This window comes from Micromonospora sp. NPDC005553 (genome assembly GCF_042871765.1).
GTDB lineage: Bacteria > Actinomycetota > Actinomycetes > Mycobacteriales > Micromonosporaceae > Micromonospora.
Genome location: NZ_JBIAJD010000004.1, coordinates 737,860 through 763,745, shown reverse-complemented (window position 1 = coordinate 763,745; position 25,886 = coordinate 737,860). Strand labels below are relative to the sequence as shown.

Sequence of the window (25,886 nt, the reverse complement as noted above, 5' to 3'; positions counted from 1 at the left end):
CTGCGGCGAGGAGGACGACGGTGCGAGCGGTTCAGGTGGCCACGGCTGGAGGAGACTTCGAACTCGTCGAACGGGAGGTTCCGCAGCCCGGACACTGGCAGGTGCTGGTCCGGGTAGCGGCCTGCGGCATCTGCCACAGCGACGCGATGGCCAAGGGCGGCCTGGCCAGTGCCTACCCGCGGGTGCCGGGGCACGAGGTGGCCGGCACGGTCGAGGCGGTCGGCACCGGCGTGTCGCAGTGGGCGGTGGGCCAGCGGGTCGGGATCGGCTGGTTCGGCGGCGCCTGCTTCGTCTGTACGCCGTGTCGGGAGGGCGACTTCATCTCCTGCGTGCAGCGCTGGGTCACCGGACTCACCAGGGACGGCGGGTACGCCGACTACGTGCTCGCGCCGACGCGCTGGCCGCCGTGCCCGACGAGCTGAGCGACGTCGAGGCGGCGCCGCTGATGTGCGCCGGAGTCACCTGCTTCCACGGCCTCCGCGAGAGCGGCGCCCGACCCGGCGACGTGGTGGGCATCGTCGGCCTGGGTGGCCTCGGACACCTCGGCGTCCAGTTCGCCGCCAAGATGGGCTTCGAGGTGGTCGCCATCGCCCGCGGCGCGGAGAAGGGCGACTTCGCCCGCCAGCTCGGCGCCCACCACTACATCGACAGCACCCGGGAGGACGTCGCCGCCGGATTGACCCGCCTCGGCGGCGCCAAGGCGGTGCTCTCCACGGTCACCGACGCGGCGGCCACGACGGCGGTCGTCGGGGGTCTGCGTACCCGCGGTCAGCTCGTCGTGGTCGGCGTCCCGGTCGCGCCCATGGAGATCTCCGCACCCGACCTCATCCTGAGCAGCCGGACCGTCGGCGGGCACGCCTCCGGCACGGCCAAGGACAGCGAGGACACGCTACGGTTCGCCGTCCTGACCGGGGTGCGGCCGATCGTGGAGACCACCTCCCTGGACCAGGCCGGGCCCGCCTACGACCGGATGATGGCCGGGCAGGCCCGGTTCCGAATCGTGCTCACCACCTGAACCCCGCCGCTTCCCGCGCCTCGGGCACGCGCCACGCTGCGCACCCTCGTCGCGCGGTAGGGCGAGCTGCATGCCGTCGCAGTCGCCTTGCATGACGGCCGTCTGGCCACCGCGGGGACGAGCCGGTCCAGTTTCGCGCCGCGCAGGCTGACCCGAGGCGCTCCGCCGCGGCGGCGATCGCTGCGTCCCGTGCCGTGACCGCCTCCTCGACGAGGAGCGTCCGGCCTGTGCCCGTGCGGCCGCGGCGACCAGGTCGAACTCCGAGTGGCCGGCGATCAAGCGCAGCAGTTCAGCCCCGGCGTACCCGCTCGCTTCGAAGCGCTGGGATGACGGTCGAAGAAGTACGGCAGCCAACGCCGACAGAACGCGCCGAACGGCCGGACCGCCGGGCAGACCCGCCGGTTGAGGCCGGACAGGGACACCACGTCCGGCCGGTCGGCCTGGTTGAACAGGCCGATGGTGACGTCGAAGACCCCTCGTTGTACGGCTGCCTGGACACCTGTGGCCAGAATGTCCGCATCCACCTCGTCGACGGTGGCGTCCCGCCTCAGCAACTCGCCGGCCACGGCCGGCAACAGGTTGTTGCTGATGACCGTGATCAGTTTCGGGTTCGGCGCGAGATCGACGACGGACGACGAGTAGCCCGAGACGTTGACGAAGGCCTCGGTGAAGGGCAGCAGGACCTTCGCCGTGCCCCAGCCCTCGACCAGTTCCGCCGCCGACCGCGACACCTCGGAGACCAGGTACAGATGGGTGGCGAGGACGGCGTACCGGACCCGCGGATCGCCGGCCAGCAGCTGCGCGATCCGGAACTCCTCAGCGCTGAAACAGAGCCGGGCGAGCATGTACACGCGAGCCAGCTCCCGCGCCTCGGCGGTCGTCAACAACACCTCGGCCGACCCCGCCCCCGGCGCGGGGACGCCCGGCGACGACCGGCGCGAGCGCCGGCCCTCCTCGCCCGCGACGCCGAACGCGTCGTCAAGCGTCGAGAGGATGCGCTCGGCCGGCAGCGGTGCGGCGTCCGGGCCGCCCCGACACCGTCGGGCAAGGTCCGGCCAGTGCGTCGACAAGCGGCTCATGACATCCCGGCACGCCTCGGCGTGAGACTGGCCCCGTCGTGACGCGAGCCGCTCGATGCCCCGGAGCAGGTGCGCGGCCGGCGAGCCCGGGGTGGTCTCCTCGCGTAGCCGAGCGACAGCGTCCGGCAGGCTCCGGCCGGCCGTCAGCCCGAAGTAGCCGTCGAGGGTGTCGAGATCGGCAGCGCCGAAGCGCACCGCCACCGACTTCCCGGCCACGACCCGCTCCCAGTAGTACGCGCTGAGCGCGGCGGGATCCGCCAGCAGCGCGCCGAGATCGCCGGACTCCGGCGAGGGTCGCCCCGGCGGCAACACACGCCGCAGCAGCGTGCGAACGAAATCGTCGTTGCGCGCGGTCACCTCGGCGGAAGCGGCCTGAAACCAGACCTCGGACGCCAGCTTGGCGGTCTGCCTCTCCTCGTTCACGGATTCGAGATAGGTGGCCAGCTTCTCCTTCTCCGGATGTGCCGGGCATCGTTCGCCCAGCGAGGGGGCCGCCAACCGGATGTACATCCCGAACAACTCGCCGGTGATCTCGCGGCCCGGAGCGCCCAGGTCGAAAAGGTCGTCGGCCAGCACGGAGGCGAGGGCACCGAACACACACCCGGTGGCCAGAGACGCGTCGTCGGCGATGTCAGCGGCCGCGACGCACAGATCGACGATGAAGCGTCGCAGGGACAGCGCGGCCGCGTTCCCGTCGGTCGAACCCCAGACCGGGCCGGCGGGCCGGGACGCGACCGCCGTCGACAGGAGCTGCCGCAGAGCGACCAGCGCGCTGTGCAGCTCATCGGCGAGTTCACTGACCGGCCGGCGCGGCGCCGCGGACTCCGCGCGCAGGAGCGCACCGAGGTCGTGCCGCGTGACGATGTCCCGGATGTGCTCCGGCGTCATCTCCCGGATCACGATCCGCGCCCGCTTCCGCACCTCCTCCCGCAGGTCGGTGTAGAGCGGCATGTTGAGAGCGCCCTGCAGGTCGTACTGCATGCGCAGAACGAGGCGCTGCACGACGGGCGTGTCGTCCTCGACGGCCGAGGCCAGCGTGGCGCGGCGCAGTCGGTCGAGGGAGACGCCCGCGCTCTGCCGCTCGTACCAGGCACGGAAACCCTCGTCGCGCAGGAGATGCCGGTCCGGGTCGACGACGAAACCGGGCCGGGACGCGGCGGCCGCGAGCGCCGCGACGACCCGCGGCATCTCGTCGGCGAGAAGCTCCAGGAAGGAACGCCCTTCCCCGGTCGCCAACAGGAACCGGTCGAGAGCCGACCCCGGAAGGTCATTGGCGCCGAGGAAGCCGGTGCCCTCGTCGGTCCGGTGGAACGCCGCCATGATCGCGCTACGTGGCCCGCCGGCGGACGTACGGTACCGGTGATGGACCAGCCGACTCGCGGCGAAGATCGTGTGACACGGTGCCGGGATGTCCTCAAGATGGACGACTCGCGGGAGGCCGTCGTCGAAGAAACGGGCCTGGGCGGCGAGCGCCTCGTCCACCCGGGTCTGCGAGGGAAAGATGCAGCTGTCCTCGTCGCTCCACACGGTGCCGTCGTCGTCCACGTAGCACTGCCGCAGGAGCCGATTCGTGCGGGGCAGGTAGGTGAGCCCCTGCCCCGAGGGCCCTCGACCGGTGCCCATCGTCCAGGTGACGATCACCTTGAACTCGTCCATGAAGGGGCTGTTGTCGACGTGCAGGGTGTTGTCCCGCGCCACGACGTCGAGTGGCTGCGTGTCCTTGGCCCGCAAGTCGATGATCTTCACGGGCCCGCCGAGGGCGTGCGCGACGAGCGCGACCAGCAGCGGATGGGAGAACGCCTCCCGGAAGTCGGGGTGCTCGACCAGGGAGCCCGCATCCGCGACGTTCAGGTAGTTGTGCAGCGAGCCACGGCTGCCCCTGGTGTCGATCGCCGAGTCGTACACCCGCCGCGCGCTGTCGAAACGCTCGGGTGGGACGAGCCCGGCGAAGCTGAGGGCACCCTCGGCCGCGAGGTTCCCGCTCAGCGACGTGAAGGTGTTCCGCAGGAGCGGGCCGTCCGCCTCCGCCCGGCAGGCTCTGTCGACCATTGCTTCGATGTCGCGGCGGAACCTCGTGGCTTCCCGCTCCCGCCGCAGTTGCCGATAGGACGCGGGGCTGGCCAGCTCGTCAGCCGGGACGAGCGGCGCGTACCGAGGACTCATGTCGCCGGACTCCCGACCACCAACGTCGACTGGGTGAGATCCGGGTAGTGCTCCAGGCGGGCCAGTGCCCGTTGGACCTCTTCCACGGCGCTCGCGTTCCCGCACTGACCGTACGCCTGCTCGAGCTGGCCCAGGATCGTCCGGACGGAACGGAAGTTGCCGAGGGACTCCTCCACCCGCCAGGCCCGCTCCAACCAGGTGCAGCCCTCTTCGACCTCGCCCGACCGCAGGCCGGTCGCGCCGAGCAGACGCAGGGCCAGAGCCCGGCCGTAGTCGTTGCCGCGCTCCTCGCACATGGCGAGGCTGCGCAGGCCGAGCCCCCGGGCCCACGAATGGTGGCCGGCCTCGTTCAGGGCTCGGGCCGCGTCGTACAGACCCCGGGCCTCGCGGACGACGTTGTTGCCGCTTCTCGATTCCCGGGCCGCGCGCAACCCCCAGCGGAGCGCCTCCCGGTGGTCACCCGACCGGAGGCAGAGCTCGGCCATGGCGTGATGCGACGACGCCCGACCCGAATCGTCGCCGGACGCCGCGTCCAGCGCCATCGAGGCGCGCAGCTGCTCCTTCGCCGGCTCAAGCTGGCCGATGTCCGCCAGGGCCCGTCCCAGTGCGCGTCGGGACAGCGCCTCCATTGCCGGGTCACCGGCGGCCGCAGCGGCGACAGCCTCCCGCTGGACGGACAGGGTTCTCGTGACGTCCTGTCGCCAGTAGAGGAACGTGTTGACCGCCCGCGCGAACCGGGTGATGAAGGCGAAGTCGTGGTCGGCCCGGGCCTGTTCGATCAGGTAGGTCATGGAGGCGGTGATGGACTCGAACCAGGAGAGGGCCTGCGCCACGGTGAGGCTGACCGATCCGGCGACCGCCAGCAGCTCCTGGTCCACCGGCAGGGAATCCCGGTGCGGATCGATGGCGCGATCGGCGGCGTAGCTCAACGCCAGATACACGGTGCGGATGCGGCGCGCGGTCAGCTCCTGCTCGGCGGCGTCCAGCACCTGCCCGAGCGTCTCCGCGAGATAGGCCTTCATCAGGTCGTGGAAGCGGTAACGGCCAGGGCTGATCTCGTCGATCAGAGACGCCAGGCACAGGGCTTGAAGACTGCGGTCACACACCCGCCTGGGCTGGTCGAGGACGAGGCACAGCACCTCGACCGAGCATTCGTTGCTGGGCAGCATGGACGCGACGTAGAGGACCTTCGTCGTCGCCACGTCGAGGTCGTCCAGTGACCAGGAGATGACGCGTCCGACCTCGATACCCAGACCGGCGTCGTCGAGGAAGCGAAGTGGGCTCTGCTCCTCCTCGATTCCCCTCGCGGCGTCGTCGATCGTCCAGGTGGTCTGGATGGCGAGCTTCGCCGAGACGATTGCCAGCGCCAACGGATGCCCCTCCAGAAGCTGCACGATGCGCCGGGCGGCTGCCTGCTCCCTTTCGACGCGGACGAAACCCACACGTTCGGCGATGAGCTCCACCCCCTCGTCGAGGGTCAGCAACGGAAGTTTGAGGACCCGGGCGTCGTGACGAACGCTCATCTCGGGGATCGCCCGGCGGCTGGTGACCACCAACACCGACCCGAAGCCCGGCACCAGGTCCCGAACCTGCTCGTAGGAACCGACGTTGTCCACGATGACGAGGCAGCGCCGGCCGGCGGTGACAGCGCGGAAGACGCCGCCCCACTCCGCCTCGTCGTCAGGAAGGTCCGACCGGTTGATCCCCAGCGTGGCCAGGAAGCTACGCAGGGCGTCCCGGGCCTCGATGCGCGGTGTGCCGGAGTACGCGCGCATGTCGACGAAGAACTGCCCGTCGGGATATTCGGCGATGCGCGAGCTGGCCCAGGCGACCGCGAGAGTCGTCTTTCCCGAGCCGGCCAACCCCCAGAGCATGCAGCAGCGCGAGCCCGGCGTCGTCATCGCCTCGTCCATCTCGTGCAGCAGGTGGTGCCTGCCGACGATCCTCCCGATGCCACCCGGGAGCATGTGCGGCGGCTCGGGCACGCGCGCGGCAGTGCGCGGCTGTTCGACGTAGATCGCGCCGGAGGTGCCCACCTGGAGGACCTGGTGCGCCAACAGGCCCTCGGCGACGTTGTGCGACGAGCTTCCGGAGGCGGGCTCCATGTCGGTCACCTTCCGGCTACATCGTGATGTCGCCGACGCGCTGGGCCTGCACCAGCTTGCCCACGTTGCTGGAGGCCACCACGTTCGTGCTGCCAGCCGGCGTCGCGCCCTGCCGGAGCTCCCGCAGAAACTCCGGATCCTCGGCCGCGAGACGGGCCAGAAGCGCACGGAGCTGAGCCATGTCGTCCGCCGAGGCGTCGCCCCGCGTGACCCGGTCCAGGGATTCGAGCATCCCCGCCGGCTCGTCCCCGCGGACGAATCGCCGCCGGATCATGTCGACGAGAGCCGCCCCGGACCCCTCGGCAATCTTGACGAGCGCCCCGGCGACAATTGCCTCGATCATGCGCTGCTCCTTGACCTGAAGGCCTGCGACAGGCGTCGGCGCTCACCCCTTCGCCAGGCAAGGCTACCGATTCGTGTCGACCTCGGAAAGGCTCGTGAGACGGTCGGCGACGTCGACGCCGAGCCCTCCGCCGGCCACCCGAACGCCGTCTCGTATCGACGTAGACACATGCCATTGGCGACGGATGCCTGGTGCCCAGCCACCGCTACCTGCCAGGGGACGCCATCGCCGGCGGCGAAGGCTGGCGCGGCGTGTCGGAAGCCCGACACGGCGGAGCCGGCGGCGACACGACGACGGCCCCGCTACCCGCTGCGGGGTACCGGGGCCGTCGTGAGTCGCGTCAGGCGCCGCGAAGGGTGGCGCCGAGGCGCTCCGCCGCGACGGCGACCGCCGCGTCCCGTGCCGCGACCGCCTCCTCGACGGTGAGCGTCCGGTCCGGTGCCCGGAAGGTCAGCTTGTACGCCAGCGACCGGCGGCCGGCACCGAGCTGCGCGCCGGAGTACACGTCGAACAGCCGCACGTCCTCCAGCAGCTCACCGGCGCCCGCCTCCAGCGCCCGGCGCACCTGCTCCGCCGGCACCGACTCGTCCACCACCAGAGCCACGTCGATCAACGCTGGCGGGAAGCCGGAAACCGTCGGCGCCGGCGTCACCGGGGTCGGCGGCAGCGTGTCGAGGTTCAGCTCCATCGCGCTGGTGCGGCGGGGCAGCTCCAGCGCCGCTACCACCACCGGGTGCAACTCCCCGGCGTGTCCGACGACCGAGCCGTCGACCCGCAGCTCGGCGCAGCGACCCGGGTGCCACGGGGCGTACTCGGCGGCACACACCTCGACCCGCTCGTCGGGGATCCCGGCGGCGGCCAGCACGTCACGGGCCGCCTCGATCGCGTCCGCCCAGCCGGCCGGGCGACCCGCACCCCACCAGCCGGCCGGGTCCAGGTCACCGGAGAGCACCACCGCGACGTGCACCGGTTGCGCCGGCACCACGGCGTCGGCGGCTGCGAACTCCTCGTCGGTGGGGCGACGGTCCACGCCCATCGCCGGCGGGCTGCCGGCGCCGACGCGCGGGTGGAAGACCGCACCGATCTCGTAGAGAGCGAGGTCGCGGTGACCCCGGCCGAGGTTGCGCTTGAGGATGCCGAGCAGCGGGCCGAGCAGCGTGGTGCGCAGCAGCGGCTCCTCTTCGGACAGTGGGTTGGCCAGCCGCACCGCGGGCCGACGACTGTCGTCGGCCGGCAGGCCGAGCTGGTCAGCCAGCTCCGGCGACACGAACGGGTGCGCGAGCACCTCCACGTACCCCCGCTCGGCCAGCGACCCGGCGACCGCCCGGCGGCGACGCTGCCGCGGGGTCAGACCGCGCCCCGCAGGCGCGGTCGGCAGCACCGACGGCACCCGGTCGTACCCGTCGAGGCGGACCACCTCCTCGACCAGGTCGGCCGGGTCGGTCAGGTCGGGCCGCCAGGTCGGCGGGGTGACGCTCAGCACCGTCCCGACGCCGCTGGCCGCGCGGACCGCGCCCGGGTCCTCGGACAACCGGTCCGCGCCCTGCGCGACAGTGCAGCCCACCTGCTCCAGCAGGGCGACCACCCGCGCCGGCGGGTACTCGACACCGACCCGCCGGGTCGGCAGGTCCGCCGGAAGACTGATCGGGGTACGCGGCCGGACGTGGTCGATGTCCAGGATCTCCACGCTCGGGGTGCCACCGCCGTGCTCGGTGAGCAGCCGCACGGCACGCTCCAGCGCGACCAGCGGCACGGCCGGGTCGACGCCCCGCTCCCAGCGCTTCGCGGCCTCGCTGAACAGCTTGTGCCGACGGGCGGTACGCCCGACCATCGCCGGGTCCCAGTGCGCCGCCTCGAAGAGCACAGTGGTGGTGACCCCCGTGACGACCTCGCTGGTCTCACCGCCCATCACCGCGGCGAGGGAGATCGGGACGCCGGCGCCCTCGCCTGCGAGGGCGTTGGGCAGCCCAGCGTCGCAAATCACCATGTCGTCGGCGGTGAGCACCCGGCTGACACCGTCCAGGGTGGTCAGCTTCTCCCCCGCCTCGGCGCGACGGACCACCAGCGGCCCGGCGATCCGGTCGGCGTCGAAGGCGTGCATCGGCTGGCCCAGCTCCAACATCACGTAGTTGGTGATGTCGACCGGCAGCGAGATGCTGCGGATGCCGGCCGTCACGAGCCGCTGGGCCATCCACGACGGCGTGGGCGCGCCCGGGTCGACGCCCCGCACCAGGCGGGCGGTGAACCGGTCGCAGCCGACCGTGTCGCGGACCTCCACCGGGTACGCCGGCGTCTCGGTGCCGGCCGGGGCGGGCACCAGGGCAGGATCACGCAGCGGCAGGTCGAACGCGTGCGACAGCTCCCGGGCCAGGCCGCGCAGGCTCAGCGCGTACCCCCGGTCCGGGGTGATCTCCAGCTCGAACACGACGTCGTCGAGGCCGACGACGGGCCGCGCGTCGTCGCCCGGCTTGGCCGCGCCGTCCGGCGGGAGCACGATGATGCCCGAGTGGTCGTCGCCCAGGCCCAGCTCCTTGGCGGAGCAGATCATGCCGGCCGAGTTGTGCCCGTACGTCTTACGGGCGCCGATCGCGAACCCGCCGGGCAGCACACCACCGGGCAGGATCACCACCACCCGGTCACCGACGGCGAAGTTGCGCGCCCCGCAGACGATCTCCTGCGGCTCGCCGGTGCCGTTGGCGGCGCCCACGTCCACCCGGCAGAACCGGATCGGCTTCTTGAAGCCGGTCAGCTCCTCGATCTCGCGCACCTCGCCGACGACGAGCTGCCCGGTGACGCTCTCGCGAAGGTCCACCACGGACTCGACCTCGATACCGAGGTCGACCAGGGCCTGCTCCAGGTCACCGGTGGGCAGGTCGGCGGGGAGGTCGACGTACTCCCGCAGCCAACTGACAGAAACTCGCATGACTTCAGACCACCGTTCCCGTGTCTCGTACCCGCATCGCCTACGCCCCGGTCCCGAGCGCGCGGCTGAACCGCACGTCGCCCTCGAAGAGATGGCGGATGTCGCTGACCCCGTGCCGGACCATCAGGGTCCGGTCGATGCCCATGCCGAAGGCGAATCCGGAGTAGACCTCCGGGTCGACGCCGCAGGCGCGCAGCACCCGTGGGTTGACCATGCCGCAGCCACCCCACTCGACCCACTGCGGGCCGTCGCGGTGCTCCGGGAACCACACGTCGAACTCCGCCGACGGCTCCGTGAACGGGAAGTAGTGCGGCCGCCAACGGGTCTTCGCCTCCGGGCCGAACATCGCCCGGGCGAAGTGGTCCAGCGTGCCCCGCAGGTGGGCCATCGTGATGCCCTTGTCGACCACCAGACCCTCGGCCTGGTGGAACACCGGGCTGTGGGTGGCGTCGATCTCGTCCGTGCGGTAGACGCGACCCGGCACGATCACGTAGATCGGCGGCTTGCGGCTGAGCATCGTGCGGGTCTGCACCGTCGAGGTGTGCGTTCGTAGAACAAGGCCGGAGCCCGCGGAGCCATCAGGGGATGCGATGTGGAAGGTGTCCATCAACCCGCGCGCCGGGTGGTCGGCGGGGATGTTCAACGCGTCGAAGTTGACCCACTCCAGGTCGACCTCAGGCCCCTCGGCCACCTCGTAGCCCATCCCGACGAAGAGGTCGCTGATCGACTCCATCAGGGTGCTCAACGGGTGCCGGGCGCCACGCGGACGCCGGTCGTAGGGCAGTGTGACGTCCACCCGCTCCTCGACCAGCACCCGCTCGGCCTGCTCGCGCTCCACCACCTCGGCGCGCTCGGCGTACGCGGACTCGATCGCCCGGCGGGCCTCATTGACCCGCTTGCCGGCGTCGGACTTCGCGGCCGGCGGCAGCGCGCCGATCTCCCGACGCGCGAGGGAGACCGGTGACCGGTCACCCAGGTGCACCGAGCGCAGCGCGGTCAGCGCGTCCGGGTCGGCGGCGGCCTCGAACGCCTTCGTGGCGTCCGCCACGGCCTCGGCCAGGGCGGCGGGGTCGAGCAGGGCGACCTGCTTCGGGTCGTACGGATCGTTGCGGTAGCTCATGGCGTACGGGCACTCCCTCACGGCGGCGCCAGCCCTCACCGGGGCGGCTAGGCGAGTCTACGGACGCGCGGCTGTGCCGCAGCCCGCCGGTAGGAGTTGCGCAGGGAGCAGGTCAGGCCCGCCGCCCGCCGACACCGGCGGGCTGGCTAAACGAACGCCGTGTCGCGTTCATGGACGGACGCTCTCCCCTGCTGTCAGTCGCGCCACAGGCGTTCACCCTCAGCGCTGTGCTCTCGCTGAAGCGTACAGGCAGACCGCCGCGGCGGCAGCCAGGTTGAGGCTCTCCGCGCGCCCGTACAGCGGCACCCGCACAGTGGTGTCGGCGGCGGTGGTCAACTCCTCGGGCAGCCCGTGCGCCTCGGAACCGAACAGCCAGGCGGTGGGCCCGACGAGCCGACCGTAGTCGGTCAGGTCGTCCAGGTCGTTGTCGCCGTACCCGGTGGTGGCGAAGATCGACAGCCCGGCGGCGCGCAGCGCGCCGACCACCGCGACCGGGTCGGGGGCGCGCACCACGTCGACGTGGAAGAGGCTGCCGGCCGAGGCTCGCACACACTTGCCGTTGTACGGGTCGACGGCGTCCCCGGCGAAGATCACCGCACCCGCACCGGCCGCGTCGGCGGTGCGCAGCACCGTGCCGGCGTTGCCCGGGTCGCGGATCTCGGCGAGCACCGCCACCAGCCGGGGCGCACCCGCGAGGGCCTGTTCCAGTGAGACGTCCAGGTGCCGGCAGACGGCCACCAGCCCCTGTGGGGCGACGGTCTCGGTCAGCGCCGCGAGGGCGTCGTCGGTCACCTCGGAGACCGGCACGTCGGCGCGGGCCGCCGTGGCGGCCAACTCCGGGTACCGGTCGAGCGCGGTGGTCGTACCGAACAGTTCGGTGACCACCTCCGGCCGCGCGAGGGCCTCGCGGACCGCCTGCGGGCCCTCGGCCAGGAAACGGCCGGTGGCGTCGCGGTCCCGGCGGCGTTGCAGGCGGCGGGCGGCGACAACCCTTGGGGTACGCGGGGTGAAAGCCATGGTGTGCGCTCCTCCGGCACGATTGAGGCGCCCCCCGAACGGCGGTGCCGACACGGGAGACGCCTCGCTCTGGTGCGTGGGGATCAGGCGGCCTGAGCCGCCGCGCCGCCGGTGCCCTCGGCCGTGACCGCAGCCCGGGCCAGCTCGACGATCGCCGCGAAAGAGGCGGCGTCGTTGACAGCCATGTCGGCCAGGATCTTGCGGTCGACCTCGATGCCGGCCAGACGCAGGCCCTGGATCAGACGGTTGTAGGTCATCCCGTTGGCCCGGGCGCCCGCGTTGATCCGCTGAATCCACAGCTGCCGGAAGTCGCCCTTGCGGTCGCGACGGTCCCGGTAGGCGTACTGCATCGAGTGCAGCACCTGCTCCTTGGCCTTGCGGTACAGGCGGGAGCGCTGACCGCGGTAACCACTCGCGGACTCCAGCAGGGTACGACGCTTCTTCTGGGCGTTTACAGCCCGCTTGACGCGTGCCATCTCAACTCCTAATTACGTAAGGTGGCGCGCGTCAGCGGCCGAGCAGCTTCTTGATGCGCTTGACGTCGGCCTTGGCCAGCACGACCGTGCCGGTCAGCCGGCGGGTCTGGGTGGAGGGCTTCTTCTCCAGGTTGTGACGGAGGCCGGCCTGCTGGGCAACGATCTTGCCCTTGCCGGTCACCTTGACCCGCTTACCCATACCCGTGTGGCTCTTCATCTTCGGCATGTGGAACGTCTCTCCCCTGTTACTCGCCGCTGGTGTCGGCGGCGAGGCCGGTGTCACCGGCTGCTGCGGTCTCGCCGACCGCTGCGGTCTCATCGGCTTCCGGAGCGGCGGACTCGTCCCCTGCCCGGTCCCGAGGTCCACCGCGAGACGCCGTAGCGGCGACCGCGGAGGCCTTGACGGCCCGATGCGGAGCGAGAACCATGATCATGTTTCGGCCGTCCTGCTTCGGAGCGGCCTCGACGTATCCCAGTTCCGTGATCTCGGATTCGAGTCGACGCAGAAGCCGGTAACCCAGCTCCGGACGACTCTGCTCGCGACCGCGGAACATGATCGTCACCTTGACCTTGTCGCCCGCCTTGAGGAACCGCACCACGTGACCCTTCTTGGTCTCGTAGTCGTGCGGGTCGATCTTCGGCCGAAGCTTCATTTCCTTGATGACGGTCTGCTGCTGATTACGCCGCGCTTCGCGCGCCTTGAGTGCGCTCTCGTACTTGAACTTGCCGAAGTCCATGAGCTTGCACACCGGCGGGCGCGCCATCGGCGCAACCTCGACCAGGTCCAGATCGACGTCCGCGGCCAGCTGAAGAGCGCGCTCCAGCGGGACGATGCCCACCTGCTCACCCTCTGGGCCGACCAGTCGGACCTCACGTGCCCGGATCTGCTCGTTCACGCGTGGTTCGACGCTGATGGGGCCTCCTCGAGTCGTTTCTGCTCTGTCGCCGACCCCTGCGGCTCCCGGGAGGGAACCGACCCGAAAAGCAGAAGGCCCCGGCGCATGCCAGGGCCCGCTCGACCGGTCAGCACGATCACAAGGATCGCGCATCCGGCACCGGGACATGCCCGGAACCGGTGACCGGACCCGGCCACCGTAGCGGCGACTCGGGTGGGAGCAGGCGCTCCGCTTTCAAGGCTGCCTGCTCGCACGCGGAGACAGCCTGGTCGACTCGACAACACTACACCGGCACCCCGGCGACCCCCAAACCGGGCACGACCTGCGGCCAGTCACGGGCGCGGCCGACCATTGCGCCGCGCCGCCGCGCCGCCCTGGCGCGCGCCCGGCACCGCATTGGCGCCGCCCCGTCCCGCCTTGCGCCCCTGGCCGCCCGCCCTGGCGCGCCCTGGCGCCGCTTCAAGATCCGCGCACGTTCCCTGAAACTGCTGCCTCAGGGCGCCGGGAGGCAGCAGTTTCAGGGAGGTTGTCCAGATCTTGGCGAGGGGTGCGCGGCAGGCCTGGCCGCTGGGCGGCGACGCGAGGTCGACGGCGGGCGGTTCCAGCCGCGAAGCGGCAGCGGCGGTTCGGCCGCCGACCGGCGTGGGCGGTTCGGCCGCCCAACCGGCGTGGGGGGGTTCGGCCGCCAACCGGCGTAGGGGTTCGGCCGCCAACCGGCGTAGGGGTTCGGCCGCCAACCGGCGTAGGGGTTCGGCCGCCAACCGGCGTGGGCGGTGTCGCCAGGGTCAGCGGCCGACGGCGCGTTCGGCGAGGCGGACCTGGTGGGCCTCGTGCAGCCGGCGCAGCGCGCGGACCCCGTCGACGGCCAGCTCCTTGTCGGCGGCCTGCAACGCGACCATCGGCAGCAGGTCGTCATCGTGCAGCTCCAGGCTGGCCCACGGCGCGCCCCGGTCGAAGCGGACGCCCCGGACAACCTCCCAGGGCAGCTCGTAGGAGCTGATGACGTTACGGACCCGAATGCTCCGGGCGTCGGCCTCCACCCGAGGACGGGTGAACAGCAGGAAGCCGAGCGCACCGAAGATGCCCAGACCGATCATGGCGATCTGGTCGCCGCGCTGGAAGCTGCCGTAACCATCGCCGGTCGGGCCACTCAGCGAGGTAGCGACCAGAGCGAACACCACCACCAGAGCGGCCGCCGCCGACCAGCAGACCACCCGGATGCGGCGGGGCTTCAGGCGGACCAGTTCGGTTTCACTCACCCCACCAGTCTGCCATCCGCGCTCGGTCATCGAACGCACCACCCGCCGAGCCACCACCCCGAGCCCACCGAAGGCCAGCAAACAAGATCGTGCTCGATCCAGGATCCAGTGGCCTCCGTCGAGATCGAGGCCACTACTTCAATGATCGAGCACGATCTTCCGCGTCCAGCAGCCCCAGAACACCCGCCGCCGCGTCGATCATGGAGTTGTGGTGGTGGACGTAAGGAGCGAAGGCGGCTGAAACGGCCACCATAACTCCATGATCGACGCGAGCGGCGGGGGCGGGGGCGGGGGCGGGGGCGGGGGCGCGGGGGGCGGGGGTTAGAGGCGGCAGGCGTGGATGTTGGTGACGAGGATGGCGCGGGCGCCCAGTTCGTAGAGCTCGTCCATGATGCGGTGCACGTCGTCGCGGAGCACCATGGCCTGCACCGCCACCCAGCCCTCGCGGTGCAGCGGCGACACGGTGGGCGACTCGATGCCCGGGGTGAGCCCGCTGGCCCGGTCCAGCAGACCGGCCGGCACGTCGTAGGCGAGCATCACGTAGCGGCGGGCCACCAGCACACCGTGCAGACGGCGCAGCAACTGCTCGGCCTGCGGGTGCGCGGGTGCGCCGGCACGCCGGACCAGCACCGCCGACGAGCGCAGCAGCGGCTCGCCGAAGACCACCAGGCCCGCCTGGCGCAGGGTCGCGCCGGTCTCCACCACGTCCGCGATCACGTCGGCGACGCCGAGGCGTACGGCGTTCTCCACCGCGCCGTCGAGGCGGATCACGTCGGCCTTGACGCCCACCTCGCCGAGGTGCCGTTCGACCAGACCCGGGTACGCGGTGGCGATGCGGTGGCCGCCCAGCTCCTGCACGGAGGCGATGTCGTCGGGGCGGGCGGCGAAGCGGAAGGTGGCCCGGCCGAAGGCGAGGTCGACGACCTCCTCGGCCGGCGCGGCCGAGTCGATCAGCAGGTCCCGGCCGGTGATCCCGAGGTCGAGGTCACCGGAGCCGACGTAGGTGGCGATGTCCTTCGGACGCAGGTAGAAGAATTCGACGTCGTTGGCCTCGTCCCGGCAGACGAGGTCCTTGGGGTCGGTGCGCTGGCGGTAGCCTGCCTCGCGCAGCATCTGGGCGGCCGGTTCGGCCAGGGTGCCCTTGTTGGGAATGGCGACACGCAGCATGACGGAGTGCTCCTTCGATCCGGTTGGCGATCAACAGGGGTGGGGGCACTCACAGATGTCGGTAGACGTCCTTGAGCTCGAGACCGCTGGCAAGCATCAGCACCTGGACCTGGTAGAGCAGCTGGGAGATCTCCTCGGCGGTGCGCTCCGGCCCCTCGTGCTCGGCGGCCATCCACGACTCGGCCGCCTCCTCGACGACCTTCTTGCCGATGAAGTGCACGCCCTTGTCCAGCGCGGCGACGGTGCCCGAGCCCGGGGTGCCGGCGGCGGCCTTGGCCTGCAGCTCGGCGAACAACTCCTCGAACGTCTTCACGGGAAACGATTCTTCCAGCCACCCCGGCGGCACCCCGCGTCCGGGTCCGCCAAAATCCAGCAAGCGGACAATTCCCTACCAACATGGTGGGACAATTGTCGATCGATGCCCATGGAGCTCTACGCTGTCCGCCATGGCCAGCCGCTCACGTCTCCTCGCGCTCACCTTCGCCGGTGCCGTCGTCGTAGCCACCGCCGGGTGCGCGCCACAGGACGAAGATCCGACCCCCACTGTCACCGCAGCGCCGTCCTGCGCCAAGGACAGCCTGCCCACGCGTACGCCGGGCAAGCTGACCATCGCCACCGACCAGCCCGCGTACGAGCCGTGGTTCGCCAAGGACAAGCCGGACAGCGGTGAGGGCTTCGAATCCGCTGTCGCGTACGCGGTGGCCGAGAAGCTCGGCTACGCCCGCGCCGACGTCACCTGGACGCGGGTCAAGTTCGACACCGCCATCGCGCCGGGGCCGAAGGACTTCGACTTCGACATCAACCAGTTCTCCATCACCGACGAGCGCAAGCAGGCTGTCGACTTCTCCGCGCCGTACTACCTGGTGCGGCAGACCGTCATCGCCTTGAAGTCCTCGAAGATCGCCGGCCGGAAGTCGCTGGCCGAGCTGCGGGACGCTCGGCTCGGCGCGCAGGTGGGCACCACCAGCTACCAGGCGATCACCGACGTGATCAAGCCGGCCGCCAAGCCGCAGGTCTACAACAGCAACGACGATGCCAAGAAGGCCCTTCAGAACGGGCAGCTGGACGGTCTCGTGGTCGATCTTCCGACCGCCTTCTACATCACCGGTGCGGAGATCACCGACGCTGTGATCGTCGGGCAGGTGCCGCAGGTCGGTACGCCCGAGGCGTTCGGGTTGCTGCTGGACAAGAACTCCCCACTGACCTCCTGCGTGAGCGGGGCGGTCGGTCAGCTCACCACCGCGGGGACGTTGAAGGAGCTGGAACAGAAGTGGCTCGCCCAGGTGGCGGGGGCGGCCGAGCTGCGGTGATGCTTCTGGATCGGGTGCCCTCGGAGGCGCAGCTGCGGCGGTCGGCGTACCGGCGTCGGCAAACCGTCTACAGCGTGCTCGTCGCGGCGTCCTCGACGGCGGCGCTCGGCACGCTGCTGGTGCTCGCGGTGACCGGGGCGCCGGGCTGGGACCGGGTCCGGCGCTCGTTCCTGGATCCGGAGATCGCCCGCGACGCGCTGCCGACGGTGCTGAGCGGGCTCTGGCTCAACGTACGGCTGCTGGTCTGCTGTGCGGTCGGCGCGCTGCTGCTCGGGCTGGTGCTCGCCGTGCTGCGGACGCTGCGCGGGCCGGTCTTCTTCCCGGTCCGCGCGCTGGCCGCCGGCTACACCTACACCTTCCGCGGCCTACCGCTGATCATCGTGCTGTACCTGCTCACCCTCGGCGTGCCGGGGCTGCGGTTGCAGGGCATGCCGCCGGTGCTGGTGCTGGGTGGGATCGCGTTGGTCCTCACCTATGGCGGCTACCTCGCCGAGGTGTTTCGGGCCGGCATCGAGTCGGTCCACCCCAGCCAACTCGCCGCTGCCCGCTCGTTGGGCCTGACCCACCGGCAGACGATGCGGCACGTGGTCCTGCCGCAGGCCGTCCGCCGGGTGGCGCCACCCCTGCTCAACGACGTGGTGGCGTTGCAGAAGGACGTCGGGCTGGTCTCGCTGGCTGGGCCGATCGACGCGGTCCGCGCCGCGCAGATCGCCACCGCCCAGACCTTCAACTACACGCCGTACATCGTGGCGGGGGTGCTCTTCGTGCTGCTCGCAATCCCACTGATCGCCGTCACCGACTGGGTGACGCTGCGCGCGGCCCGCCGACAGTCGGGAGGCTGATCCATGGCGTTGCTGCGCTGCCGGGGCCTGCGCAAGGAGTTCGGCGGGCACGCCGTGCTCGACCAACTCGACCTGACCGTCGCCGAGCATCAGGTGGTGGCCCTGATCGGCGCGTCCGGGTCCGGCAAGTCGACCCTGCTGCGCTGCGTCAACCTGCTGGAGGAGCTCGACGACGGCACCATCGAGTTGGACGGGGAGGACATCTCCGATCCCCGGGTGGACCCGGACCGGGTCCGGCGGCGGATCGGCATGGTGTTCCAGGCGTACAACCTCTTTCCGCACCTGAGCGTGTTGGACAACATCACCCTCGCGCCGCGACGCGTACACGGGCGGGGCCGGGCGGAGGCCGAGGCGCAGGCCCGGGAGCTGCTCGACCGGGTGGGGCTCGCCGCCAAGGCGGACGCCTACCCGGACCGGCTCTCCGGCGGGCAGCAACAGCGGGTGGCGATAGTCCGGGCGCTGGCCAACTCACCTCGACTGATGCTGCTCGACGAGGTCACCTCCGCGCTCGACCCGGAGCTGGTCGGCGAGGTGCTGGCGATGATCCGCGACCTGAAGGCCGACGGCATGACAATGGTGCTGGCCACCCACGAGATGGGCTTCGCCCGGGACGTCGCCGACGAGGTGTGCTTCCTCGACGCCGGCCGGGTGGTCGAGAGCGGGCCGCCCGAGCAGGTGCTCGGCGAGCCGACGCAGCCTCGTACCCGACAGTTCCTGCGCCGGATCATCGAGGCCGGCCGCCTCTGAAGGCGGGCCTTCAGAGGCGGCAGAGGCGTCAGCCGCCGAAGCCGACCCGTTGGGCGTTGCCCGCAGCCACCGTCCGCACGGCCAGCGCCGCGTCGAGCGCCGCCACCGTGGCGGCCCAGCCCTTGTCCTCCGCCGAGCCGGGCAGCCCGGCGCGGTCGCGGGCCTGCTCGATGGTCTCCACCGTCAACACGCCGTGCGCCACCGGCTTGCCCTCGTCCAGCGCCACCCGGGTCAGTCCGTCGGTGACCGAACGGCAGACGTAGTCGAAGTGGGCGGTGGCTCCACGGACCACCACGCCGAGGGCGACCACCACGTCGCAGCGGCGGGCGAGGGCCTGCGCGACCACCGGCAGCTCGACCGAGCCGGCGACCCGGGCGACAACGGAACGCGCGCCGCACGCCTCGGCGGCGGCCACCGCACGCTCCAGCATGTGGTCGGTCAGCTCGCCGTGCCAGCGTGCGGCAACGACCCCGACGGTCAGCCCCGCGGCGTCGACCGCCTCGACTCCCGGCTCACCGAAACCCGCCATCGTCATGCTCCGATCTCGTCGTTGGCGACCGGACGCCCCAGCGGCGCCTCGGAGACCTCGTCCAACTCGTCCAGCAGGTGACCCATCCGGTCCCGCTTGGTGCGCAGGTAGCGCATGTTCTCCGGGTGCGCGCCGGCCGGCAGCCCCTCGCGGCCGGTGATGGTCAACCCGTACCCCTCCAGGCCGGCCCGCTTGGCCGGGTTGTTGGTCAGCAGCCGCATGGACCGCACGCCAAGGTCGTAGAGGATCTGCGCGCCGGTGCCGTAGTCGCGGGCATCGGCCGGCAGGCCCAGGTCGAGGTTGGCGTCGACGGTGTCGCGGCCGGAGTCCTGCAACTGGTACGCCTGCAGCTTGTGCAGCAACCCGATGCCGCGCCCCTCGTGCCCACGGACGTAGAGCACCACGCCCCGGCCCTCCTGCCCGACCCGAGCCAGTGCGGCGTCCAGCTGCGGTCCACAGTCGCAGCGCAGCGAGCCGAACACGTCCCCGGTCAGGCACTCGGAGTGCACCCGGACCAGCACGTCCTGGCCGTCACCGATGTCACCGAGCACCATCGCGACATGTTCGGCCGGGTCGTGCTCGGCGCGGTAGCCGAGCGCCCGGAACACCCCGTGCTTCGTCGGCATCCGGGCGTCGGCGACCAGCTCGACCTGCTTCTCGGTACGCCGGCGGTAGGCGATCAGGTCGGCGATGGTGACGAGCGTGAGGCCGTGCTCGGCGGAGAACTTCTCCAGGTCCGGCAGGCGCATCATGGTGCCGTCGTCGTTGACCAGCTCGCAGAGCACGCCGGCCGGACGCAGCCCGGCCAGCCGGGTCAGGTCGATCCCCGCCTCGGTGTGCCCCGGCCGGCGCAGCACCCCGCCCTCGCGAGCGCGCAGCGGCACCACGTGGCCGGGGCGGGCCAGATCGGTCGGGTCGGTCGCCGCGTCGGCGAGCAGCCGGCTGGTGTGCGCGCGGTCGGCCGCCGAGATGCCGGTGCTGACGCCCTCGCGGGCGTCCACCGTCACCGTGTACGCGGTGCCGCGCCGGTCCTGGTTGGTGTGGTGCATCGGCGGCAGGTCGAGCCGGTCGGCTTCGCTCTCGGTGAGCGCCACGCAGACGTAGCCGGAGGTGTAGCGCACCATGAACGCCATCAGCTCCGGCGTGGCCAACTCGGCCGCGAAGATCAGGTCGCCCTCGTTCTCCCGGTCCGCGTCATCGACCACGACGACCGGCCTGCCGGCCGCGATGTCCGCGATCGCCTGCTCGATATCCCCAAAGCTGGTCATGCGACGGCCTCCCGGTAGATGGGCTTACGAACGGTGGCCGTGGCGCGGGAGGTGCGCCACCAGGCGGCGAAGCCCCAGACGCAGAGGGCGCCGTAGATCAGGTACATGACGGCCGAGGGGTAGAACCCGCCGCGCAGCAGCAGCGGCACCCCGACCGCGTCCACAGCGATCCAGAGCAGCCAGAACTCCACCCAGCCGCGGGCCATGCCGTACGTGGCCAGCAGGCTGCCGGTGAGGATCCAGGCGTCGGGCAGCGGGCCCCACGAACCGAGGGCCTTGAGCAGCGGGTACGCCGCGGCGGTGCCGACCACGGCGGCCAGCAGCATCATCAGCCGCTCCCGCCCGCTGGCCCAGCGCGGAACGACAGCGGCCTGCCCGGAGTCGCCGCGACGGTTGCGCTGCCAGCGCCACCAGCCGTAGACGCTGACCGCGAAGAAGAACACCTGCCGGCCGGCCTGCCCGTACAGGTCGTGCTCCTGCGGGGTGGCGAACACCCCGCCGAGGAAGACGGTGAGCAGGAGCGCGTTGCCGACCATGCCGACCGGCCACGCCCAGACCAGCCGGCGCAACCCGAGCAACGCCGAGACCAGCCCGAACGCGTTGCCGACGATCTCCCTGGCCAGCACCGGCGACCCGGCGACGTGCACCTGGGCGTCCAGCAGCCAGCTGAGCGGGCCCATCAGGCCACCCCGCCCTGGTCCGAGGCCAGCCCGCGGGCGTCGGCGTGGGTGAGCCGGTCGCCGAGCAGCCGCTCGACGTACTTGGCCAACACGTCGACCTCCAGGTTGACCGGGTCGCCGACGCCTTTGGCGCCGAGCGTGGTCAGCTTGAGCGTGGTCGGGATCAGCCCGACGGCGAACTCGTCCGCGCCGACGGCGGCGACTGTCAACGAGACACCGTCGATGGTGATCGAGCCCTTCTCCACCACGTACCGGGACAGGGCGGCGGGCAGCCGGAACCGGACCGTCTCCCACTGCTCGGCCGGCTCCCGGGAGATCAGTTCACCGACACCGTCGACGTGGCCCTGCACCAGGTGCCCACCGAGCCGGCTACCGAGCGCGGCGGCCCGCTCCAGGTTGACCGGGTCGCCGGGGCGCAGCGCGCCCAGCGCGGAGCGGCGCAGCGTCTCCCCCATCACGTCGGCGGTGAAGACACCGTCGGCCACGTCCACGACGGTCAGGCAGACACCGTTGACGGCGATCGAGTCGCCGTGGCGGGCGTCGGACGTGACCAGCGGGCCGCGTACGCCCAGCAGCGCCGAATCGCCTGCCGTCGGCGCGACCCGGACGATCTCGCCCAATTCCTCAATAATGCCGGTGAACATCTCAGCCCTCCCTTTTCCGGGGCAAAGCAGTGATCCGGAGATCCGGACCGATCTGCGTAACGTCGACGAACTCCAGATCGATGGCCTCGGCGATGGTGGTCACTCCCGCGTCGACCAGAGCCGTCGGGCCGGCGCCGAGCAACCGCGGCGCGACGTACCCGACGATCTTGTCGACCAGGCCGGCCTCCAGGAACGCGCCAGCCAGCCGGGGGCCGCCCTCCAGGAGCACCGCGCGGACCCCGCGCTGGTGCAGCGCCGCGAGCAGCGCCGACAGGTCGACCCGGCCGTCCGGGTCGGCGCCGACCTCGTCGGCGGTCGCGATCCAGGTGCGTGCGGCGCCGTCGCGGACCTTGGCGTCAGCCGGGGTACGCCCCGAGCTGTCCACCACCACCCGCAGCGGCTGCCGGATGGCAAGGCTGCCGTCGCGCAGGTTGCGGGCGGTCAACCGGGGGTCGTCGGCGAGCACGGTGCCCACCCCGGCGATGACCGCGTCGACGGTGCCGCGCAGCGCGTGCACGTCGATCCGGGCCGCCTCCGAGGTGATCCACATGCTGGTGCCGTCCGCTGCGGCGGAGCGACCGTCGAGCGTGGCGGCGTACTTCCAGATCACGTACGGCCAGCCTCGGCGCATCGAGGTCAACCACGCGACGTTGCCGGCCTCGGCCTCCTCGCCGCGTACCCCCAGATCGACCCGGACCCCGGCGGCGCGCAACGTGGCGGCACCCCCGGAAGCGACCGGGTTCGGGTCGGGTACGGCGATGACCACCCGGCCCACCCCGGCCTGGACGAGCGCGGAACTACAGGGGCCGGTGCGGCCGGTGTGATCGCAGGGTTCCAGAGTGACGATCGCGGTGCCGCCCTTGGCCCGCCGCCCGGCCTGCGCCAGAGCGACGATCTCGGCGTGCGGTCCCCCGGCGTACGCGTGGAAGCCCTCGCCCACGACCTCGCCGTCGGAGTCGAGGAGTACGCACCCGACCACGGGGTTGGGGCTGGTGGTGCCGAGCCCGCGCGCTGCCAACTCGATCGCACGCCGCATCGCCTCATCAACGGAGACGCTGGCCATCGCGCTGCCCCTGCCCTCTCACTCGCCGTCCGCGCGCTGGCGGTCAGGGAGGCGGTGGCCATGGGGCCACGGGCAGGCGGTGGCGGATTCCGGGAACGGCACAGCCGCCCCGGGGGGTCGGCACGGCACGCTGAAGCCAGCGGCCGGCTCGGACCCGTCCGTCCCGCGCGCTGTCTCCCATCCGGACTTTCTGGGCGCGGACGAACCGCCCCCAACCGTCGGCCCCGGATTTTCACCAGGTCCACCGGACAGCAGAGCCGTCCGGGTCGCGGGCTGACCACGGTCAAACCGTGGATCACCGCCGGTTCGGAATTTCACCGAGTCCCGCCAGCGCGTGGTGGGTACACGGGAAGTCTTACACGCCGATCCGTCTCCGTCGCCACCTAGGCGAGCTACTTCACAGCGTTATCACGCTCAGGTGACGCCTCGACGCCGGTCCACCGCCACGTACGAGCCCGGTTGACTCTTGGCCACCGTCTTCATCTCCGAGGCCACCGCGATCGCTTCGAGCGGGTCGGTGAACCGCTTGCCCGCGTCGGAGAGGGACACCCCGATGGAGAGCGTGACCAGGGCCGCCCGCCGGATGTTGCCGCGTCGATCCTTCAACTCGACGAAGCCGCGCTCCCGGTCGGTCTGGTCGTAGAGCGTGTCGGCGGCGTTCTCGAAGTCGACGACCGCCCGGGACGTGAGTGGGCGCACCTGGTCCGGGGCGCAGACGATGACGAAGTCGTCGCCACCGACGTGACCGAGGAAGGCCGGTGGCAGCCCGACGCCCACCACCGCCCGGTGCAGGCTGCGGGCCAGCGCGGAGATGAAGTCGTCGCCGCGCACGAAGCCGTACCTGTCGTTCACGCTCTTGAACCGGTCGATGTCGACGTAGCCGACGGCGTAGTCCACGCCGTTGCGGACCCGATCGCTGATCTCCCGACGGATCCGGCTGTTGCCGGGCAGCCCGGTCAGCGGGGAAACCTCCCGGAACTCCTTGTTCCGGCGCAGCGTGGACGAGACCCGGGCCACCAGCTCGGCGGTGTCGAACGGCTTGACCAGGTAGTCGTCGGCGCCGGCGCTGAGCCCGTGCACCTTGTCGACGGTCATCCCCTTGGCGGTCAGCATGATCACCGGAAGGGCGGACGTCATCGGGTCGGCGCGCAACCGGCGGGTCAGCTCCAACCCGTCGATCCGGGGCATCATGAGGTCGACCACCGCCAGGTCCGGCCGTTGGCGCTCGATGACCTCCAGGGCCTCCTGGCCGTCGCTGGCGTGGATCACCTCGAAGCCGTGCAGCCGCAGGTTGAACTCGACGAACCGGGCGATGTCCTCGTCGTCGTCCACGACGAGAATGATGTCCTTGCGGTCGGCCTCGGGCTCCACCTCAGGCCCCGGGCGCCGCGCGTTCCGCCAGTGCCCGCAGGTGCCGTACCGCCTCCGCCGGGTCGGCGGCCCCGTACACGGCGGTGCCGGCCACGAACGCGTCGGCGCCGGCCGCCGCCGCCTGCTCGATGGTGTCGGCGGCGATCCCGCCGTCCACCTCGATGCGCAGCTCCAGGTGCCCGGCCGACGCGTGCCGCCGGGCCGTCCGCACCTTCTCCAGGAGCTGCGGAATGAACCGCTGCCCACCGAAGCCCGCCTTGATCGTCATGATCAGCAGGGTGTCGAAGCTGGGCAGCAGGTCCAGGTAGGGCTCGATCGGGGTGTCCCGGTCGATGGCCAGGCCCGCCTTCGCGCCTGCCGAGCGCAGGTCCTTGGCGAGCGCCACCGGGTCGTCGGACGCCTCCGCGTGGAAGGTGACGTTGTACGCCCCGGCGTCGGCGTACCCGGGGGCCCACCGGCGCGGGTCCTCGATCATCAGGTGCACGTCGAAGGGCATCGCCGTGACAGCCCGCAGGCTCTGCACCACGGGCAGCCCAATGGTCAGGTTCGGCACGAAATGGTTGTCCATCACGTCGACGTGCAACCAGTCCGCGGCGTCCTCGACGGCACGGACTTCTTCGGCGAGGCGGGCGAAATCGGCGGCCAGGATGCTCGGCGCGACGATCGGCGGCGGTACGGTCACGGGGCCAGTGTACGAACGTGGCCACCCGCCACCCGCATCGCGGCACCTTTGGGGACGCCCTGTGACCCAGCAGTGACCATTGGTGCAGAATTGGACGCTCCGGGCCCCCGAATCCGGACGAACAGACATCAGCCACTGGCCGATCGACGGAAACGCGACGACACTCCAACCGGGACGGTGCCGTAAGCTGCACGCCCGCCGGGGTCTCGCCGCGGGGCGCGGCGACCGGCCGCCAGCTCCCGGGAGGGCGGACGATGCGACGGTGGCTTCCAGCGCTGGCGCTGGCCAGCGTCACGACGATGCTGCTGGCCGGCTGCGCGCCGGCGCGAGGCGCGGACGGTGATCTCACCGATGACTGGCCGACGCTGCGGGTTCCCAAACCGTTCACCCCCGCCACCGACACCTGCCTGCCACGGATCACCACTGTCGTGCAGGCCAGCACGTACGAGACGGTGGACTGCGCGCGCAACCACCTGGCCGAGGCCATCCACGTCGGCACCTTCGTCGGGCCCGACGCGCTGACCGAGGCCCGACCGGAACCCGGATCGCAGGCGCTGCGCACGGCTCGCGCCGAATGCGACCAGCGGGCCCGGGAGGTGCTCGGCGGCGACTGGCACACGGCCCGACTCGCGCTCTCCCTCGCCTTGCCGTCCGCGCCCGCCTGGGCCGGCGGCGCCCGCTGGTACCGCTGCGACCTCAGCGAGACCGGCAGCATCGACAACACCCGCCCGGTCAACCGCACCGGCAGCCTGCGCGGCGCGTTGATCGGCGACACGCCCCTGACGCACCGCTGCTTCGACCCCAAACTGATCGGCGACAACCTCAACTACATGGCGCCGGTGCTCTGCACCGAGCCGCACCGCGCCGAGTTCGTGGGGGTCTACGACGAGCGGGACATCAGCTGGGCGGAGTTCGCCAAGTCCGCCGAGCAGGCGCACCGGCGCTGCATGGCGCTGATCGCCGAGTACGCGGCGGTACCCAACAACAGCGAGCTGCCGTACCGGGCCGGGTCCATCTACTACCCGCCGTCACAGCGGGAGTGGGAGGAGGGCGACCGTGGGGTGCGCTGTTTCCTGTGGAGCGACGACCGCAAACTCACCCGCTCGATGCGCGACGTCGGCCCGGAGGGACTGCCCGCGATCTGAGCATCAGTGCCGTATGCTGCTGCGCCGTGGCGCAATCGACCG

General features: G+C 71.5%; 25 protein-coding genes and 1 riboswitch. Of the genes, 6 read left to right on the top strand and 19 right to left on the bottom strand.

Annotated elements, in window-relative coordinates:
* The first annotated feature begins 20 nt into the window (after positions 1–20).
* Positions 21–422: an alcohol dehydrogenase catalytic domain-containing protein gene (locus ACFYPG_RS20585; RefSeq protein ID WP_387353398.1), complete on the top strand. Its 402-nt coding sequence runs from the start codon at positions 21–23 to the stop codon at positions 420–422.
* The gene (locus ACFYPG_RS20580) at positions 407–1,015 is read left to right on the top strand and encodes a zinc-binding dehydrogenase (RefSeq protein ID WP_387353396.1); all 609 of its coding nucleotides are present in this window, start codon (positions 407–409) and stop codon (positions 1,013–1,015) included. The genes ACFYPG_RS20585 and ACFYPG_RS20580 overlap by 16 nt, the downstream gene beginning before the upstream one ends.
* A 275-nt stretch (positions 1,016–1,290) precedes the next feature.
* Here the strand turns inward: ACFYPG_RS20580 and ACFYPG_RS20575 are convergent, their stop codons facing one another.
* The 12 genes from ACFYPG_RS20575 to ACFYPG_RS20520 all read right to left on the bottom strand — a co-directional run bounded on the left by ACFYPG_RS20575 (position 1,291) and on the right by ACFYPG_RS20520 (position 15,876).
* Complete coding sequence (locus tag ACFYPG_RS20575; protein WP_387353394.1) at positions 1,291–4,257, bottom strand: hypothetical protein; 2,967 nt, start codon at positions 4,255–4,257, stop codon at positions 1,291–1,293.
* The gene (locus tag ACFYPG_RS20570; RefSeq protein ID WP_387353393.1) at positions 4,254–6,362 is read right to left on the bottom strand and encodes an NB-ARC domain-containing protein; all 2,109 of its coding nucleotides are present in this window, start codon (positions 6,360–6,362) and stop codon (positions 4,254–4,256) included. The genes ACFYPG_RS20575 and ACFYPG_RS20570 overlap by 4 nt, the downstream gene beginning before the upstream one ends.
* Positions 6,363–6,378: 16 nt before the next feature.
* Positions 6,379–6,705, bottom strand: a complete 327-nt coding sequence (locus tag ACFYPG_RS20565; protein ID WP_355009169.1) for a hypothetical protein — start codon at positions 6,703–6,705, stop codon at positions 6,379–6,381.
* A gap of 340 nt (positions 6,706–7,045) precedes the next feature.
* Positions 7,046–9,628 carry a phenylalanine--tRNA ligase subunit beta gene (pheT, locus tag ACFYPG_RS20560; RefSeq protein ID WP_355009170.1) on the bottom strand — a complete coding sequence of 861 codons (2,583 nt, stop codon included), beginning with the start codon at positions 9,626–9,628 and terminating at the stop codon, positions 7,046–7,048.
* 40 nt (positions 9,629–9,668) lie between these two features.
* On the bottom strand, positions 9,669–10,748 hold the full coding sequence (gene pheS / locus ACFYPG_RS20555; RefSeq protein ID WP_355009171.1) for a phenylalanine--tRNA ligase subunit alpha: 1,080 nt from the start codon (positions 10,746–10,748) through the stop codon (positions 9,669–9,671).
* Between the two features lie 219 nt (positions 10,749–10,967).
* Positions 10,968–11,765 carry an RNA methyltransferase gene (locus ACFYPG_RS20550; RefSeq protein ID WP_357201342.1) on the bottom strand — a complete coding sequence of 266 codons (798 nt, stop codon included), beginning with the start codon at positions 11,763–11,765 and terminating at the stop codon, positions 10,968–10,970.
* A gap of 83 nt (positions 11,766–11,848) precedes the next feature.
* Entirely contained in the window at positions 11,849–12,241 is a 393-nt protein-coding gene (rplT, locus tag ACFYPG_RS20545) for a 50S ribosomal protein L20 (RefSeq protein WP_030488429.1), read from the bottom strand.
* 31 nt (positions 12,242–12,272) lie between these two features.
* The gene (gene rpmI / locus ACFYPG_RS20540; protein WP_007458415.1) at positions 12,273–12,467 is read right to left on the bottom strand and encodes a 50S ribosomal protein L35; all 195 of its coding nucleotides are present in this window, start codon (positions 12,465–12,467) and stop codon (positions 12,273–12,275) included.
* Between the two features lie 19 nt (positions 12,468–12,486).
* A complete protein-coding gene (gene infC / locus ACFYPG_RS20535; RefSeq protein WP_088947485.1) occupies positions 12,487–13,137 on the bottom strand; it encodes a translation initiation factor IF-3 in 651 nt (216 codons plus the stop codon).
* Between the two features lie 785 nt (positions 13,138–13,922).
* Positions 13,923–14,396 carry a PH domain-containing protein gene (locus ACFYPG_RS20530; RefSeq protein ID WP_355009173.1) on the bottom strand — a complete coding sequence of 158 codons (474 nt, stop codon included), beginning with the start codon at positions 14,394–14,396 and terminating at the stop codon, positions 13,923–13,925.
* A 321-nt stretch (positions 14,397–14,717) separates the two neighbouring features.
* On the bottom strand, positions 14,718–15,563 hold the full coding sequence (hisG, locus tag ACFYPG_RS20525) for an ATP phosphoribosyltransferase (RefSeq protein WP_387353388.1): 846 nt from the start codon (positions 15,561–15,563) through the stop codon (positions 14,718–14,720).
* A gap of 49 nt (positions 15,564–15,612) precedes the next feature.
* Positions 15,613–15,876 (bottom strand): phosphoribosyl-ATP diphosphatase, encoded by a 264-nt coding sequence (locus tag ACFYPG_RS20520; RefSeq protein ID WP_030335709.1) that lies wholly within the window; start codon positions 15,874–15,876, stop codon positions 15,613–15,615.
* A gap of 133 nt (positions 15,877–16,009) precedes the next feature.
* Between ACFYPG_RS20520 and ACFYPG_RS20515 the strand changes: the two genes are divergently transcribed.
* From ACFYPG_RS20515 to ACFYPG_RS20505, 3 genes are read left to right on the top strand one after another with little or no spacing between them, the layout of a single operon-like run.
* Complete coding sequence (locus ACFYPG_RS20515) at positions 16,010–16,873, top strand: ABC transporter substrate-binding protein (protein WP_355009175.1); 864 nt, start codon at positions 16,010–16,012, stop codon at positions 16,871–16,873.
* Complete coding sequence (locus tag ACFYPG_RS20510; protein ID WP_355009176.1) at positions 16,873–17,715, top strand: amino acid ABC transporter permease; 843 nt, start codon at positions 16,873–16,875, stop codon at positions 17,713–17,715. The genes ACFYPG_RS20515 and ACFYPG_RS20510 overlap by 1 nt, the downstream gene beginning before the upstream one ends.
* Positions 17,716–17,718: 3 nt before the next feature.
* A complete protein-coding gene (locus ACFYPG_RS20505) occupies positions 17,719–18,462 on the top strand; it encodes an amino acid ABC transporter ATP-binding protein (protein ID WP_355009177.1) in 744 nt (247 codons plus the stop codon).
* A gap of 28 nt (positions 18,463–18,490) precedes the next feature.
* On the opposite strand, the gene ribH is transcribed toward ACFYPG_RS20505, so the two are convergent.
* The 7 genes from ribH to rpe all read right to left on the bottom strand — a co-directional run bounded on the left by ribH (position 18,491) and on the right by rpe (position 24,699).
* Positions 18,491–18,991, bottom strand: coding sequence for a 6,7-dimethyl-8-ribityllumazine synthase (ribH, locus tag ACFYPG_RS20500; RefSeq protein ID WP_030335701.1), 501 nt, complete (start codon positions 18,989–18,991; stop codon positions 18,491–18,493).
* 2 nt (positions 18,992–18,993) lie between these two features.
* Positions 18,994–20,259 carry a bifunctional 3,4-dihydroxy-2-butanone-4-phosphate synthase/GTP cyclohydrolase II gene (locus ACFYPG_RS20495; RefSeq protein ID WP_355009178.1) on the bottom strand — a complete coding sequence of 422 codons (1,266 nt, stop codon included), beginning with the start codon at positions 20,257–20,259 and terminating at the stop codon, positions 18,994–18,996.
* A complete protein-coding gene (gene pnuC, locus ACFYPG_RS20490; RefSeq protein WP_387353385.1) occupies positions 20,256–20,939 on the bottom strand; it encodes a nicotinamide riboside transporter PnuC in 684 nt (227 codons plus the stop codon). The genes ACFYPG_RS20495 and pnuC overlap by 4 nt, the downstream gene beginning before the upstream one ends.
* On the bottom strand, positions 20,939–21,583 hold the full coding sequence (locus ACFYPG_RS20485) for a riboflavin synthase (protein WP_355009180.1): 645 nt from the start codon (positions 21,581–21,583) through the stop codon (positions 20,939–20,941). Before ACFYPG_RS20485 ends, pnuC begins: the two co-directional genes overlap by 1 nt.
* Before the next feature lies 1 nt (position 21,584).
* Positions 21,585–22,646 carry a bifunctional diaminohydroxyphosphoribosylaminopyrimidine deaminase/5-amino-6-(5-phosphoribosylamino)uracil reductase RibD gene (gene ribD, locus ACFYPG_RS20480; protein ID WP_355009181.1) on the bottom strand — a complete coding sequence of 354 codons (1,062 nt, stop codon included), beginning with the start codon at positions 22,644–22,646 and terminating at the stop codon, positions 21,585–21,587.
* Between the two features lie 165 nt (positions 22,647–22,811).
* Positions 22,812–22,982: riboswitch (FMN riboswitch) on the bottom strand.
* Between the two features lie 78 nt (positions 22,983–23,060).
* A complete protein-coding gene (locus tag ACFYPG_RS20475) occupies positions 23,061–24,017 on the bottom strand; it encodes a response regulator (protein ID WP_238686775.1) in 957 nt (318 codons plus the stop codon).
* A gap of 1 nt (position 24,018) precedes the next feature.
* Positions 24,019–24,699, bottom strand: coding sequence for a ribulose-phosphate 3-epimerase (gene rpe, locus ACFYPG_RS20470; protein WP_238671589.1), 681 nt, complete (start codon positions 24,697–24,699; stop codon positions 24,019–24,021).
* Positions 24,700–24,953: 254 nt separating this feature from the next.
* Here rpe and ACFYPG_RS20465 point away from each other — a divergent pair, with 254 nt between their 5' ends.
* Positions 24,954–25,844: a septum formation family protein gene (locus tag ACFYPG_RS20465; protein WP_355009182.1), complete on the top strand. Its 891-nt coding sequence runs from the start codon at positions 24,954–24,956 to the stop codon at positions 25,842–25,844.
* Positions 25,845–25,886 lie beyond the last annotated feature (42 nt).